Source organism: Mucilaginibacter sp. SG538B (assembly GCF_013376065.1).
GTDB lineage: Bacteria > Bacteroidota > Bacteroidia > Sphingobacteriales > Sphingobacteriaceae > Mucilaginibacter > Mucilaginibacter rubeus.
In genome coordinates, this window is the sequence record NZ_JABMJI010000001.1 from 23,698 (window position 1) to 38,846 (window position 15,149).

Genomic DNA, 15,149 nt, shown 5'->3' on the forward strand with positions numbered 1-15,149 from the left:
ACCCAACCTTCCCCTGCAAAATTCCTATCTTTGCGGCAACATAAATTATCATCTATGCTTAAAGGATTTTTTAATGTTCCAGCACCGGTAAATGAGCCCGTTTTAAATTACGGTCCGCGGAGTTTGGAGCGTGTGGCGCTTAAGGCAGCTTTAGAAGCCGGTCGTGCCCAACAATTAGATATACCTATGTACATTGGCGGCAAGGAAGTACGTACCAACACCAAGTTGGAAATCCGTCCGCCGCATGATCATAAACATTTACTGGCAACCTTCAGCGAAGGTGATGCAAGCCATGTCACAGCCGCTATTGACGCTGCCCTTGCAGCCAAAGCCGACTGGGAAAACCTGGCCTGGGAACAACGTGCTGCCATATTCCTGAAAGCTGCCGAACTGATTGCCGGCCCATACCGTGCCGAAATCAACGCAGCCACCATGCTTGGTCAGTCAAAGAACGCTTACCAGGCCGAGATCGATTCGGCTTGTGAGTTGATCGACTTCCTGCGTTTCAACGTGGAGTACATGACCGAGATCTACAAACAACAGCCGCCGGTATCGGGCAAAGGTGTTTGGAACCGTGTAGAACAACGCCCGCTTGAAGGATTTGTGTTCGCGCTTACACCATTCAACTTCACGGCTATTGCCGGGAACCTGCCTGCATCTGCAGCCATGATGGGCAATGTAGTGGTTTGGAAACCTGCTTATACGCAAATCTACGCTGCTAACGTGATCATGAAGATTTTTAAAGAAGCCGGCGTACCTGATGGCGTTATCAACCTGATCTACGTTGATGGCCCTGTTGCAGGCGAGGTGATCTTTAACCACCCTGATTTTGCAGGAATCCACTTTACCGGTTCAACCAAAGTATTCCAGAACATCTGGCAAACTATCGGTACCAATATCCACAAATACAAAACCTATCCGCGCATTGTGGGCGAAACCGGCGGTAAAGACTTCGTACTTGCCCACCCGAGCGCCAACGCCGATGTGGTAAGCACTGCCCTTGTTCGCGGCGCTTTTGAATACCAGGGACAAAAATGTTCGGCTGCTTCAAGGGCTTATATCCCGGCTTCATTGTGGCCTGCGGTAAAAGCAAACATGCAGCGCGACATTACTTCGTTTAAAATTGGCCCGGTAGAAGATTTTGAAAACTTCATCAATGCCGTGATCACCGAATTGTCGTTTGACAAACTGGCCAAATACATCGACGCTGCTAAAACCGATGAGGGCGTTGAAATTGTTGCCGGCGGTAACTACGATAAAAGCAAAGGCTGGTTCATTGAGCCAACTGTGCTAAAAGTTGAAGACCCATATTACGTAACCATGTGCGAGGAGCTTTTTGGCCCGGTACTAACCGTATATGTTTACGAAGATGATAAATTTGATGAGATCCTTGAGGTGGTAGATAAAACTTCCATATACGCGCTTACAGGCTCAATCATCTCGCAGGATAGGTATGCTATTGAAAAAGCTACCACCCGTTTACGCAACGCGGCAGGTAACTTCTACATTAATGATAAACCTACAGGCGCGGTAGTTGGTCAGCAGCCATTTGGCGGCGCAAGAGGGTCGGGCACTAATGATAAAGCCGGTTCAATGATTAACTTGCTTCGCTGGGTATCGCCACGCACCATCAAAGAAACCTTTGATCCGCCAAAAGATTACAGGTATCCGTTTTTGGCTAAGGAAGTGTAGTTGAGAAGAGAGTCAAGAAACCAAGATTCAAGAGACAAGAAGAAGCTGGTTTAAGAATCTTTAGGTCATAGCTTAGAAATAAAAAGAGTCGAAGATCGGAAATGTTAAAACCCGATTTTTCGACTCTTTCTTGTTTTCTTATAAGTTGTTGAATCTTCTAATCTTGATTCCTGACTCTTGACTTCTTGAATCTATATTCTCGATTCCTGACTCTTGACCTCTTGCTTCTATTCTCACTTGAATTTAAACACAGCATCCATATTTTCGTTGCTGGATGTGCTTACTTTCATATCGTTGATAAGGCCGGTGCTGAGGCTGTAAACCCAGCCGTGTACCGAAAGTTCCTGGCCGTTTTTCCAGGCATTTTGCACGATAGATGTTTTGCAAAGGTTGTTCACGTTTTCTATCACATTCAGTTCAACCAGGCGGTTACTGCGTTCTGTTTCGTTCTCAATGGCGTCAAGCTCATCGGCATGTAAACGGTAAACGTCTTTAATGTGGCGCAGCCAGTTATCAATCAGGCCGAACTGGTTGTTACTCATAGCGGCATTAACACCACCGCAGCCGTAGTGGCCGGTAACAATTACGTGTTTTACTTTTAATACGTTCACGGCATAGTCAAGCACACTCAGCATGTTCATGTCTGAGTGGATAACCATGTTGGCAATGTTGCGGTGCACAAAGATCTCACCCGGGGCGGTATTGGTGATCTGGTTGGCAGGTACGCGGCTGTCGGCGCAGCCTATCCAAAGTATAGGGGGCTTTTGCCCGTTAGCCAGCTTATCAAAATATTGAGGGTCTTCGGCTAAAGCACCTTCAATAAATTTTTTGTTCCCTTCCAGTAAGCCTTCATAGGTGATATGACTGGTATCATGAATTTGAGCGCACATATATTTTTGAGATTGATGTTTTAAGATGCGGTTTGACGTTTTCTGCCCGATGCAAACATACGGCTAAGTTTATGTAAAGCAAGCGGCGAAACGTCATAATACATGATGGTGAGCAAAATAACAGGGATAAAATAAAATATGGCAAACTCATACAGGTTAAAAAAGTATCCGCCTGCCAGTGCACCAAACAGGTAAAAGCCAAGCACTGTAAACCTGATCAATATTTTATTACCTGCCGTTTCGGTATTTTCTGTGCGGGGATGAAACCATTCGGCCACCTCACTGCCCAGATCAGTAAATAAACCGGTTAAATGACTCGATTTGATCAGGCCGCCCGAGATATTGGAAACCAGGCTATTCTGCAATCCCATCGAAAACAAAATAGCGCTGATCACAATTTCGCGCTCCATCTGTGTTTCCCGGTAAAAATTATGCCCGTAAATGGCAACTCCCAGTAAAATCATAGCTTCAATTACCATTGGGGTGGAGTTTGCCCGCCACCTGCTTTTATCATCAAATGAGCGTACAATGAAACTGGATACAAAAGCCCCTGCAAAGAACATCAGCAGCCAAACTAAAAAGATGATCATCTGGCGGTAGTTTTGTTCAATAATGTGTTTGGCAAGGTTAGCCACATGCCCGGTAATATTTGAGGTAAAAGCCAAAAAAGCCAGCATGCCGGCCACATTGGTAACGCCTGCTACAAATGCCGTTGATGAGGCCAGCATCAGGTTTTCTTTAAGGGTACGTTGTTCTTTTACAGCTTTAAGCATAGATATTTCACGGCAGGGGTTCAGTTACAATTTACAAAACCTTAACCAAGTTTACATAAGCTTGTTTGATGCAAGGGGTAATATTTTAATAAGCCCCCTCTAAATCTCCCCCGGAAGGGGGATTTTTAATTTTAAGCCCTCCCTTCCGGGGAGGGTTTGGGTTGGGGCTAAAAAAAATCCCGGCCACTTCCTAAGAGCCGGGATCAACTTAACAATCAAACCTCCCTACGCCCCTTACAGCGTCGGAAGCACTGATCAAATTATATTTTAGTGTGCAGCTACAGCTTCAACGTCAAGCTCGTATACGTAGCCTAAATTATGCGGGCTGCTGCTGCTAACTTTCAGATCTTTAACCAGGCCGCTGCCCAGGTCAATTACCCAACCGTGTACTTCAAGGTCATGACGTTCTTTCCACGCGTTTTGGATAATGGTGGTTTTACACAGGTTATATACCTGCTCGGTAACGTTAAGCTCAACCAGGCGGTTAACTTTGGTAGTCTCGTCGGTTATACGGTCGAGTTCATGGCTATGCAAACGGTACACATCCTTAATATGGCGCAGCCAGTTGTCAATTAAGCCAAATTGTTTGCTGCTCATAGCGGCGGCAACACCGCCGCAACCGTAGTGCCCGGCAACAATAACGTGTTTTACTTTTAGTACGTTAACGGCATAGTCAAGCACGCTCAGCATGTTCATGTCTGAGTGTACGCATACGTTGGCAATATTGCGGTGCACAAATACTTCGCCGGGTTTGGTTCCGGTTACTTCGTTAGCCGGTACACGACTGTCTGAGCAGCCTATCCACAGTACTTCCGGGCTCTGCCCTTTGGCCAGGTTCTTAAAGTACTCACCATCCTCGGCAAGTTTACGCTCAACCCAGGCGGCGTTGTTTTTAATTAAAGTACTGTAACTGCTTGATTGGGCCAGTTTAATATTGTTTGTATCTATTACGGCTTTGCCGTTTGTTTTTTCTTGTGTTGACATTGTTTTTCGATTTTTTAGTTAGGGTTATAAACCAGTTCTTTTAAAGGAGGTACATCGTACTTGTCCTTTACTTCGTTCAGTTGCACTATAATGCCCTTGGTATAGGCATTGTGCTTGTAATTGTGGATGATCTCCAGCACATCCGGATCGATGTACCTTGAGTTTGATCCGTCGATCACCACTTCGGCGCCTTGCGGTAAGCTGGTAAGCGTTACCTGTATGGCAGCCTTGTTCAGGAAGGATACTTCCTCGGCCAGCTTAATCCTGATAACTTTTTTGCTGCCGTTCTTTTCCAGATGATAGAAATAAGGATTTCGCAGGTTGGTACGCAGAATATAAAAGATCCCCACCAGCATGCCTATGCCCACACCAATAAGCAGATCGGTCATAACAACGGCTACAATGGTAACTACGAAAGGGATAAACTGGCTCAAGCCCTGGTGCCACATGTGCTTGAAAAGGCTTATACGAGCCAGTTTATACCCAGTCATCAGCAGGATCGCTGCCAAACACGACAGCGGGATATGGTTAATTAAAGACGGTATCGCCAGTAAAGCAACCAATAACAATATACCATGCAGTATGGCGCTCACTTTAGTGCGGGCACCGGCATTTACGTTTGCCGACGAACGCACAATTACTGCCGTCATGGGTAAGCCGCCAAGCATACCGCTAACGATATTGGCCGTTCCCTGGGCAAGCAGTTCGCGGTTGGTGGGCGAGATACGTTTGATAGGATCTATTTTATCTACAGCCTCCAGGCTCAGCAGCGTTTCTAAACTGGCAACCACCGCAATGGTGAAGGCCGTTATCCAAACCTGCTTGTTGCCTATCTGGCTAAAATCTGCCGATTTAAACAGCGCAAAAAATTCGGCACTGCTGTTCACCAGCGGTATGCGTACAAACTGCTTATCAAGCAAGGCGAAGCTTGTGCCGTTAAAGGCCAGGCTTAAACCTATCCCGGCCAGCACCACCAGCAATGGCGCCGGAACAACAGCCAGCTTTTTAAACTTAGGCCAGTAAATCATGAATGCCAGGGATACCACGCTGATGATCACCGCGCCATAATTGATCCGGGCAAAAGCCCTCGTTATACCTGAAAAGGTATTGTGTTCATCAATCTGGCTGAAGCCCTCATCTCCCTCAAAATCGGCATCATAGCCAACCGCGTGCGGAAACTGCTTCATGATCAAAATAATACCTATCGCTGCCAGCATCCCCTCAATAACCGATGACGGGAAGTAATTGGCAATGGTGCCGGCTTTAACAATTCCAAGTATGATCTGGAAGACACCCGCCAGTACCAGGGCCATTAAAAAGGTTTCGTAAGCGCCAAGTGTAGTAATGGCATTAAGTACAATTACCGTTAAACCGGCCGCAGGACCGGCCACACTCAGTTGCGAGCCGCTAAGCGTACCTACTACTATACCGCCAATAATGCCTGTTAATACGCCTGCGAAGAGCGGCGCTCCTGATGCCAGCGCTATACCTAAACATAGCGGCAAAGCCACCAGGAAAACAACGACACTTGAAGGAATATCCCTTTTTAAATTTTTGGGCAGAAAATATTTTTTTAGGTTGAGATTGCCCATAGCAGCCTCACCTTGCTTGATTTGCATAAGAATGAAAAATTGAGTAAAACTTTAAAATGAATTAAATAGCATTGCTATCCGGATAGGGAAGTATCCGGTTAATCATTTTAAACGTTGGGCGGCGGCGTGGGGACCACAGGGTGATATACCTGCTTATATAAGGCGTTTTCCTGGTTATGGAGAACTTTGGTTTCGGCAATAAATGTGATGAAGTTTATGGTATGAAGGTCATACTCATCGAAGATTTTTTTCTCCTTCACAAGGTCTTTTTCGGGGCTGTCTTTTTCAGTTTTGCTTTCCTGCTCCAACTGAAGGATCACCGCACTTACCGTTTTATTATCAAGATATAAAAAAACAGGTGCAAGCGAAATGCCCATCTTTATTACAAAGACGGTCATGAACAGCGCCACTACCCATATTTTATTATTCCTGATCTTCATCAACACAAATATATAAAAATCCGTTATTAAACCACCAGAATAAGTAAGCAAAAGCTATTCTTACAATATAATTACTATTTTTAGACAATTACTAACAACCTGAATTGTGGATAAAAAGCTTGATCTGTTAAGGCTAAAACGTCATGAAGCCATGCAGGGCGGAGGCCCGGTACGTATTGAAAGTCAGCATAAAAAAGGAAAATTAACGGCACGTGAACGTTTGCATTTTTTATTGGATGAAGGCTCGTTCCAGGAGATAGGCATGCTGGTTACCCATCGCTCCATTGATTTTGGTATGGAGAAAGAAAAATATCCCGGCGACGGTGTTGTTACAGGTTATGGCACCATAAACGGACGGCTAACCTACGTATTTTCCCAGGATTTTACAGTGTTTGGCGGCTCGCTTTCCGAAACCCATGCCGAAAAGATCTGCAAGATCATGGATCTCGCCCTAAAGAATGGCGCTCCCCTTATCGGTCTTAATGACTCGGGCGGTGCGCGCATCCAGGAAGGTGTGGTATCCCTTGGCGGTTATGCCGATATTTTTTACCGCAATACCATGGCATCGGGTGTTATCCCGCAAATCTCGGCTATTATGGGGCCATGCGCAGGTGGTGCTGTTTACTCGCCCGCCATTACCGATTTTATTTTAATGGTTGAGCATACCTCATACATGTTTGTTACCGGACCCAACGTAGTAAAAACGGTTACGCATGAAGTGGTAACCTCCGAAGAACTGGGCGGCGCCAACACCCACGCCAGCAAATCGGGCGTTACTCATTTTGCCTGTGCTAATGAAATAGCCGCCATTCAGCATATCAAAAGCCTGCTGAGCTATATGCCTCAAAATTGTGAGGATAAAGCTCCTGCCGCTCCCTACGAAAACGGCGACGAGCTTAGGCCTGAGCTAAACGCCATCCTGCCATCAATAGCCTCACAACCCTATGATATCCGTGAGGTTATTGATCATATCATCGATAAAGCTTCGTTTTTGGAAGTGCATAAAGATTTTGCCGAAAACATTGTGGTGGGCTTCGCGCGTCTGGCAGGCCGCAGTATTGGCATAGTGGCTAATCAGCCCGCTTTTTTGGCCGGGGTATTGGATATCCATTCATCAACCAAGGCTGCCCGTTTTGTGCGCTTTTGCGATTCCTTCAACATTCCGCTGCTGGTGTTTGAAGATGTTCCCGGCTTTTTGCCCGGTACCGACCAGGAATGGAATGCTATTATCACCAATGGCGCTAAACTATTATATGCTTTTTGTGAAGCCACCGTTCCGCGTGTTACTGTAATTACGCGCAAGGCTTATGGTGGTGCTTATGATGTGATGAACTCCAAACATATTGGTGCCGATATGAACTTCGCCTGGCCATCGGCCGAAATTGCGGTAATGGGCGCCAAAGGGGCCGCCGAAATCATTTTTAAACGCGAGATCACGAAGGCCGAAGACCATGAAGCCAAATGGCTGGAGATGGAACAATTATATTCAGATACCTTTGCCAATCCCTACCGTGCTGCCGAACGCGGTTTTATCGATGAAGTTATTGAACCCGCCGAAACGCGCATTAAACTGATCCAGGCATTTAAAATGCTGGAAAATAAAGTAGTGCATAACCCGAGGAAGAAGCACGGGAATATTCCACTGTAGATTTGGGAATTCGGATGTTCGATTTCGGATTTATTTTCTTTTTTATTGTAGATGTCATAATTGCCTTTTCTGGCTGTTTACGGGCGCAAGTATTGTGCGGCTGCCGGTGCCGTGATTACTTGTGCCTTCGGCAATAGAAAGTCGGATTTGTTTACCTTTGCGTTTCTAATTCCGAAATCGAACATCCGAAATCCGCAATGAAAAACATCTCTATCGAACAAATCCGTCCGGAGCTTACCTGGCGGTTAAGGCAACGTATCTTATATCCCGAAAGCAAACTTTATGAAATGGAGATGGAAGAGGATAACCACGGCTATCACTTTGCTGCTTTTAAAGATAATCATATCATAGCGGTAGTATCCCTTTTTAATAAAGGCACCGAATGGCAGTTTCGCAAATTTGCTGTTGATGAAACAGTTCAAAAAATGGGCATCGGTAAAGCAATGTTGGAGCATATAACCGATTTTGCCCTTACCAATGGAGGCGCGTTATTATGGTGCAATGCCAGGGTATCGGCCATTGGTTTCTATTTAAAACATGGCTTCACACATACCGGCAAGCTTTTTTCAAAAAACGGCTTCGACTATGAGATCCTCGAAAAAAAACTTATTCCTTCTCCAGGCCAGCAATAACAAGAGTGGTAAGCTATCGAGCGCACAACTGTTTTAGGCTTTGTGCATTTTGCTTTCCGCTTTATAATTACTCTTTCATCAAATCAACAATAATAGCTTTGGCAAAATCATTGGGCTGTTTCTGGTTCGAGGTCTTAGCCACCTCAAGTGCGGCCTCGATATCGCCCTGCGCCTCATAAACCACCGCAAGGTTGTAAGCTGCACGGCTGGCAAGCTTCAGGTCGGGCCCGTCAATAAGCGGGTTTAGTACCTTGAAAGCCTGATCAAATTTTCCGGCTTTGATCAGTTCTACCGAGTTGCTTAGCTGGTCGCCATTGGTATACAGGGGCCTGTCATGATAATCGGTGTAAGGCAGGTAATCCTTTAGGGCATCCAATGCCGAATTACGGATAGCATCAAATAAAGGACCGCCATGGGCAAGTAAGCTGGATGCATTACCATAAGGATTATTGTCATTTATTTCAGCCTCGCCGTTTAGCTTTTTAAAGTAGATGCCATTGGCTTCATAAAGAGTAAAGCTGGTTTTAACCACCGATACCCGGTAAACCGACGGTACGCCGTTATAATAATCCTGCTGCAATTTGGTTTCGCCTTTAAAATCCTCAAACGCGAGCACATAAGAAGCGTTGTATTTTTTTGCCAGAAATTTCACCGAATCGGTATTGGCGGTAAAGTTAACCGAATCAACCAGTTGTACAACTTTTACACCGGGCAGCGCATGCAGCTGTACCGCTGCATGGTTTATAGCGGTATAAGCGGCGGCTTTAAATGTAGTCAATACGCGTTTATTGCGGTTACGGGTTGAATCGGGCATGTAGTGGTTAATAACCACGATAGTTGTTTTTGCCCTGTTAAAATTCAGCTTCGGCGCGTAATCAACCGGAACATTTACATATTGAGGTACGCTGCATGCTGCTAAAAAACATGCTGCAAATAAGATACAAGTTAGCCTGAATAGTTTCACCTTATTAAAAATTAAATATCGCGGAAAGGTATAACATAAGCATGAATGCTTCATGAAATAGCCGGTCATTTTTGTATCAAAACAAACCAGCGCCCTCATTGTGACTAAATATTTTCAAAAACGTTTAATATTGATTTTATATAATTGATTTACTGCTTATATGCGGCTTAATTTTAGTGCAATGTCATGAGCTTTATTATATTTGCTGTATTACTACATTTAGATTGAAAACATTAATTCAATATGGCCAAAAAGAAATCTGACGCCCCACAGCATACGTCTGTTGTAAACGAAACTTCACTCGCTTTTTTTGAAAAATATATCAACAACCCCTCACCTACAGGTTTTGAATGGAAAGGCCAGGAGCTTTGGCTCGAATACCTGAAGCCCTATATTGACACCCATTATGTTGATAATTACGGCACCGCGGTTGGCATCATCAATCCTAAAGCCGATTACAAAGTAGTTATTGAAGCTCATGCAGATGAGATTTCATGGTTTGTGAATTACATCACTAACGATGGTTTAATATATGTTATCCGCAATGGCGGCTCCGATCATCAGATAGCACCTTCAAAACGTGTAAATATCCATACCGATAATGGCGTGGTTAAAGCTGTTTTCGGCTGGCCTGCTATCCACACCCGCCTGGGCGGCGATAAAGAAGAAGCGCCTACCCTTAAAAATATCTTTTTAGATTGCGGTTGCACCTCAAAAGAAGAAGTTGAAAAACTGGGTATCCACGTAGGTTGTGTTATCACTTACGAAGATGAATTTATGGTGCTTAACGACCGCTACTATGTTGGCCGTGCGCTTGATAACCGTGCAGGCGGGTTCATGATTGCCGAGGTTGCCCGTTTACTTAAAGAAAACAATGTAAAACTTCCTTTCGGTTTATATATAGTTAACGCGGTACAGGAGGAGATAGGTTTACGCGGTGCCGAAATGATAGCGCATAAAATTAAACCCAATGTGGCTATTGTTACCGATGTTACGCATGATACCCAAACACCAATGATCAACAAAATTACCCAGGGCGACTTAGCCTGCGGTAAAGGCCCTGTTGTATCATATGCTCCGGCAGTACAAAACAACCTGAATAAGCTGCTTATTGAAAGTGCTCAAAAAGCGGGCATACCGTTCCAGCGTCAGGCATCATCACGGTCAACAGGGACCGATACCGATGCTTTTGCTTACTCAAATGACGGCGTGCCATCGGCATTAATCTCATTACCTTTACGGTATATGCATACCACGGTCGAGATGATCCACAAAGAAGATGTTGATAACGTAATCCGTTTGATATACGAGTCGCTGCTGAATATCCAGGCCGGCCAGGACTTTAGGTACATCAAATAACAAAAAGTACAATTTGTAAAACAATAAGGGCAAAAATCCATTCCTTATTAACATTAATTATAAAATAGCTTTTAACAAATACCCCCGATACTATCTATGAAACCAACCTTACTGATATTGGCCGCAGGGATGGCCAGCCGTTATGGCAGTATGAAACAAGTTGACGGCTTTGGCCCCAACGGCGAAACAATTATTGATTACTCAATATATGATGCTATAAAAGCGGGCTTTGGCAAGGTGAGTTTTATTATACGCGAAGAGTTTGCCGAAAACTTCAAGGCGATTTTTGAGCCTAAGCTTGCCGGCCGCATTGAAACAGACTATGTATATCAAAGCTTTGATCTTAAGCCATTTGGTATTGATAAAGAGATTGAACGTGCCAAACCATGGGGAACAGCCCATGCCGTGTTAGCGGCCCGCAACCAGATCAACGAGCCTTTTTGTGTGATTAATGCTGATGACTTTTACGGCTATGATTCATTTGAAAAAATGGCTAAATTTTTAACCACCGACGTTAAAGACGACCAGTATTCAATAATCGGATACCAGATTGACCGTACATTATCTGACTATGGCTCAGTATCGCGTGGTGTTTGCAGCGTTGATGATAATGGTAACATGGTTGAAATTAACGAACGTACTGAAGTTTATTTTAAAGAGGACGGCAGCGTAGCTTATAAAGACGCAACCGGCGAACATCCGCTTGATAATGAAACACGTGTATCGATGAATTTCTGGGGATTTACACCGGCTATTTTCAAGCAAAGTGAAGATATGTTCAAGGAGTTTGTTGCTGCTAACGAAAACAACCCGAAATCGGAGTTCTTTATTCCCCTGGTTGCCGATAAGCTGATCAAAAATGGTACAGCCTCTTTTAAGGTGATCCCAACCGGTGCAAAATGGTTTGGAGTTACTTACAAAGAAGATAAGCCAATAGTGCAAAAATGTATCTCCGACCTGGTAACAGGTGGCGTTTACCCCGAAAAACTTTGGGACTAATTAATATTTGCTCCTTCAAACAAAAAGCTCCCGTTCGGTTGGAACGGGAGCTTTCTGTTTGATATGGCTTCCTAAATTAGTCCTGGTAAATAAAGAATGTTTTTTGATCACCGTCTTCATAAACGTGCAGGGTTTTCTTAACCACCTGGTTATTGGTTTTAACTTCCATAATGTAATCACCATCTTCAAGGTTGGTTAAAACATAACCCCTTTCAACATCGGTTTTGGTTGATACAACGTCTTTCAGCAAAAGTTCATTTTGTTTGCTGTAAACGCGTACGAATGAACGGCCGTTTTCTGATTTTGCGAGCGTTAACTTAACACCGCGGTCGTGGTCAAGGGCTTTAAAGGTAACAACCTCTTTAGCTTTAGGAGTTACATCGGCGGCTTTAGCTGCTGTAGTAGCAAATACACCTGCGCTTAATAAGAAGAATAGTGCTGATAATTTTATTGAAGTTTTCATGATTTTGAGCTTTTAAGTATGTTAAATATTTTGTGTTTGTTATTTTCAATGATCAAATGAACAACATTAATTTTAAGTGCTAAAAAGTGTTATACCAGCACCGAAAAGATATAGACCAATACCCAAAAGCATTCGGCAAACACCAAAAACGCACTAATTATCAGTATTTTACAAGTTGGTCGAAAATTAAAGGGTGTTGATCGGGCAGGAAAGCGGGTTGGTCGTTTTCGGGGATGAAATAGAAAAATCCATGCAACGTTTTCAAAATCTACATTTAACAAAACCAACCTAACCAAACAACGTTGCCTTTAAGTACCTTTATCTATTCCGGGTACCCCACAGGCATGAATTTAGAAATTGCAGGTAACGTACAGGGCTTTAAACAACAGGATGGTATTTTAACAATTAAAACCGCCGAAGCCGAAGCAAGGGTTTATATCTATAGCCCTACAATTATCAGGGTAAGCATCAGTAAAAATTTCAACCCGGATGATCCTTCCTTTGCGGTAATCAGGCAGCCGCTGGCCGATTTCGATTTTGATGAGTCATCGGCCAATATTGATATTACTACACCAGCCTTGAAGCTCAGTATTCAGAAATCGCCTTTAAGGTTCAACTTTTTCACGGCTGCAGGTAGCTCGCTGAGTGAAGATGACGCCCGCTTTGGTACAAACTGGCAGGGCGAACGGGTGACCTGTTATCGCCGGTTGTTTGAGGGTGAACAGTTTATTGGCCTGGGCGAAAAAACCGGTAACCTCGACAGGCGTAGCGCGGCCTACGTAAACTGGAATACCGATGCGCCAAACCACACGCCCGAATCCGATCCGCTGTATAAAACCTTTCCTTTTTTTATAGGATTGCACAGCGGGTTAACTTACGGTTTGTTTCTTGACAATACCCATAAAAGCTACTTCGACTTTGGTGCATCCACAGATGAGGAAACAAGCTGGTTCGGGGCAGATGGCGGCGATTTGAATTACTACTTTTTCGGGGCACAAGGTGTTGCGAAAATAATTGAAGATTATACCGGGCTTACCGGCAGGATGGAAATGCCGCCGCTCTGGAGCCTGGGCTATCAGCAATGCCGATGGAGTTATATGAGCGCCGATGAAGTATTGAACATCGCCCAAACCTTCCGCAAAAAACAGATCCCTGCCGATGTAATGTACTGCGATATCGACTATATGGACGATTTCAAGATCTTCACCTGGAACAAAAAAACTTTCCCTAAACCCAAGCAAATGCTCGATAAACTAAAGGCGATGGACTTTAGGCTGGTTACCATTGTTGATCCGGGAATTAAGGTAGAAGAAGGTTATAAGGAATACGATGAGGGTATTGAGCAGGATTATTTTGCCAAATATCCCGACGGCGAAAATTATACCGGCTATGTGTGGCCGGGCCGCTGTCACTTTCCGGATTTTTTCAGGGGAGAGGTACGCGAATGGTGGGGAGCAGCCTTCACCGCTCTTACCCAACCCGGCGTTGAAGGTTTCTGGAATGATATGAACGAGCCTGCCGCCTGGGGGCAAAATATCCCCTGGATAGTAAAATTTGGAGATAAGTTTATGCCGGAAGTGCGTAATGCCTATGGCATGCAAATGGCCCGCGCCACTTATGATGGCACAAGAAAGATCATGGGAAACAAACGACCGTTTGTACTTACCCGGGCAGCCTATTCGGGCACGCAGCGCTATTCGGCCGTGTGGACGGGCGACAACACCGGCACCGATGCCCATATGCTTTTAGGACAACGACTGGTAAATAGTTTGGGCATTACAGGTATGAGTTTTATCGGGGTGGATATCGGCGGCTTCAGCGGCAATCCTACGCCTGAGCTCATGGTACGTTGGAACTCCCTGGGTGCATATACCCCAATGTTCCGCAATCATGCCATACAAGGTAGTAAAATGCGCGAACCATGGGAATGGGGTAAAAATAATGAACAGACCATTAAGAAGGACATTGAACAACGGTACAAACTCCTGCCCTACCTGTACAGCAGCTTTTATCAATCAACCCAAACCGGCCTGCCGGTAAGCCGTACATTAGCTATTGAGCACAGTTTTGACGGGAATGTTTTTGATGAGCGCTTTCAAAATGAATTTATGTTTGGCGACGCGATGCTGGTTGCTCCTGTTGAAAGCACTAAACTAACCGAAGATGTTTACCTGCCCCGAGGCTCGTGGTATAGGTTAAGCAGCGATAAGTTTTATGAGGGAGAACAGATTGTTAATGTTCAGGCGCCATTAACCGATCTGCCGGTATTTGTAAAGGCAGGCGGCATTATCCCTATGCAAAGTGTTGTACAAAGCACCAATGAAAAAGGCGACGGTATATTGCAGGTACACGTATGGAACGGCAGGGAAGCAAATAGTTTTATTTATTACGAAGATGATGGCGTATCATATGATTATGAGCAGGGTATTTATTATAAACGTGTTATCAGTTTCAATCCCATAGAAAAGAGCCTCAGTTTATCATCAGTTGAAGGCTCATCTAAATCGAGGTTTATGCAGCTGAAATTTGTTTTGCATGGTTTTGATGGGGTTAAGCTTCAGGAAGAAATAATAGAGAATAAAAGCGGAGAGATTGAAGTGAAATTATAATTGTTGTTTCATTTCTTGGGTAGTGATCGAACCAGTCTCATGGTTTGTAATACGCGGCGGGAGGGGGGACTCAGGCGCTCTAAACAGGCCGGCCTGCCATTCGG

Annotated in this window: 13 protein-coding genes; 6 read left to right on the forward strand and 7 right to left on the reverse strand. The window is 44.5% G+C overall.

The features are described 5' to 3' along the window. The first annotated feature begins 54 nt into the window (after nt 1–54). Nucleotides 55–1,692, forward strand: a complete 1,638-nt coding sequence (gene pruA, locus FHW88_RS00105) for an L-glutamate gamma-semialdehyde dehydrogenase (protein ID WP_176622226.1) — start codon at nt 55–57, stop codon at nt 1,690–1,692. Nucleotides 1,693–1,925: 233 nt separating this feature from the next. Here pruA and can (FHW88_RS00110) read toward each other — a convergent pair whose 3' ends face one another. From can (FHW88_RS00110) to FHW88_RS00130, 5 genes are all read right to left on the reverse strand, one after another. Further along, complete coding sequence (can, locus tag FHW88_RS00110; protein ID WP_176622228.1) at nt 1,926–2,582, reverse strand: carbonate dehydratase; 657 nt, start codon at nt 2,580–2,582, stop codon at nt 1,926–1,928. Nucleotides 2,583–2,602: 20 nt separating this feature from the next. Continuing rightward, a complete protein-coding gene (locus tag FHW88_RS00115) occupies nt 2,603–3,355 on the reverse strand; it encodes a YoaK family protein (RefSeq protein ID WP_176622230.1) in 753 nt (250 codons plus the stop codon). A 267-nt stretch (nt 3,356–3,622) separates the two neighbouring features. After that, complete coding sequence (gene can / locus FHW88_RS00120; protein ID WP_090534255.1) at nt 3,623–4,339, reverse strand: carbonate dehydratase; 717 nt, start codon at nt 4,337–4,339, stop codon at nt 3,623–3,625. A gap of 14 nt (nt 4,340–4,353) precedes the next feature. After that, complete coding sequence (locus FHW88_RS00125; RefSeq protein ID WP_410505577.1) at nt 4,354–5,958, reverse strand: SulP family inorganic anion transporter; 1,605 nt, start codon at nt 5,956–5,958, stop codon at nt 4,354–4,356. Between the two features lie 80 nt (nt 5,959–6,038). After that, nucleotides 6,039–6,371: a hypothetical protein gene (locus tag FHW88_RS00130; protein WP_176622231.1), complete on the reverse strand. Its 333-nt coding sequence runs from the start codon at nt 6,369–6,371 to the stop codon at nt 6,039–6,041. Nucleotides 6,372–6,522: 151 nt separating this feature from the next. Here FHW88_RS00130 and FHW88_RS00135 point away from each other — a divergent pair, with 151 nt between their 5' ends. Then, nucleotides 6,523–8,019, forward strand: a complete 1,497-nt coding sequence (locus tag FHW88_RS00135) for an acyl-CoA carboxylase subunit beta (RefSeq protein ID WP_176624828.1) — start codon at nt 6,523–6,525, stop codon at nt 8,017–8,019. A 197-nt stretch (nt 8,020–8,216) separates the two neighbouring features. Continuing rightward, nucleotides 8,217–8,651 carry a GNAT family N-acetyltransferase gene (locus tag FHW88_RS00140; RefSeq protein ID WP_176622233.1) on the forward strand — a complete coding sequence of 145 codons (435 nt, stop codon included), beginning with the start codon at nt 8,217–8,219 and terminating at the stop codon, nt 8,649–8,651. A 67-nt stretch (nt 8,652–8,718) separates the two neighbouring features. Here FHW88_RS00140 and FHW88_RS00145 read toward each other — a convergent pair whose 3' ends face one another. Next, nucleotides 8,719–9,615 (reverse strand): DUF6340 family protein, encoded by an 897-nt coding sequence (locus FHW88_RS00145; RefSeq protein ID WP_176622235.1) that lies wholly within the window; start codon nt 9,613–9,615, stop codon nt 8,719–8,721. Nucleotides 9,616–9,858: 243 nt separating this feature from the next. Between FHW88_RS00145 and FHW88_RS00150 the strand changes: the two genes are divergently transcribed. Continuing rightward, nucleotides 9,859–10,974: a M42 family metallopeptidase gene (locus FHW88_RS00150; protein ID WP_090534250.1), complete on the forward strand. Its 1,116-nt coding sequence runs from the start codon at nt 9,859–9,861 to the stop codon at nt 10,972–10,974. A gap of 96 nt (nt 10,975–11,070) precedes the next feature. After that, on the forward strand, nt 11,071–11,973 hold the full coding sequence (locus FHW88_RS00155; protein WP_176622237.1) for an NDP-sugar synthase: 903 nt from the start codon (nt 11,071–11,073) through the stop codon (nt 11,971–11,973). Between the two features lie 76 nt (nt 11,974–12,049). Here FHW88_RS00155 and FHW88_RS00160 read toward each other — a convergent pair whose 3' ends face one another. Next, nucleotides 12,050–12,436 (reverse strand): hypothetical protein, encoded by a 387-nt coding sequence (locus FHW88_RS00160; protein WP_090534246.1) that lies wholly within the window; start codon nt 12,434–12,436, stop codon nt 12,050–12,052. Between the two features lie 302 nt (nt 12,437–12,738). Between FHW88_RS00160 and FHW88_RS00165 the strand changes: the two genes are divergently transcribed. After that, nucleotides 12,739–15,045, forward strand: coding sequence for a glycoside hydrolase family 31 protein (locus tag FHW88_RS00165; protein ID WP_255485177.1), 2,307 nt, complete (start codon nt 12,739–12,741; stop codon nt 15,043–15,045). Nucleotides 15,046–15,149: the final 104 nt, after the last annotated feature.

Coding starts and splice junctions, on each gene's coding strand:
- pruA (WP_176622226.1), top strand. CDS start 55: ATGCTTAAAGGATTTTTTAATGTTCCAGCACCGGTAAATGAGCCCGTT.
- can (WP_176622228.1), bottom strand. CDS start 2,582: ATGTGCGCTCAAATTCATGATACCAGTCATATCACCTATGAAGGCTTA.
- FHW88_RS00115 (WP_176622230.1), bottom strand. CDS start 3,355: ATGCTTAAAGCTGTAAAAGAACAACGTACCCTTAAAGAAAACCTGATG.
- can (WP_090534255.1), bottom strand. CDS start 4,339: ATGTCAACACAAGAAAAAACAAACGGCAAAGCCGTAATAGATACAAAC.
- FHW88_RS00125 (WP_410505577.1), bottom strand. CDS start 5,958: ATGCAAATCAAGCAAGGTGAGGCTGCTATGGGCAATCTCAACCTAAAA.
- FHW88_RS00130 (WP_176622231.1), bottom strand. CDS start 6,371: ATGAAGATCAGGAATAATAAAATATGGGTAGTGGCGCTGTTCATGACC.
- FHW88_RS00135 (WP_176624828.1), top strand. CDS start 6,523: ATGCAGGGCGGAGGCCCGGTACGTATTGAAAGTCAGCATAAAAAAGGA.
- FHW88_RS00140 (WP_176622233.1), top strand. CDS start 8,217: ATGAAAAACATCTCTATCGAACAAATCCGTCCGGAGCTTACCTGGCGG.
- FHW88_RS00150 (WP_090534250.1), top strand. CDS start 9,859: ATGGCCAAAAAGAAATCTGACGCCCCACAGCATACGTCTGTTGTAAAC.
- FHW88_RS00155 (WP_176622237.1), top strand. CDS start 11,071: ATGAAACCAACCTTACTGATATTGGCCGCAGGGATGGCCAGCCGTTAT.
- FHW88_RS00160 (WP_090534246.1), bottom strand. CDS start 12,436: ATGAAAACTTCAATAAAATTATCAGCACTATTCTTCTTATTAAGCGCA.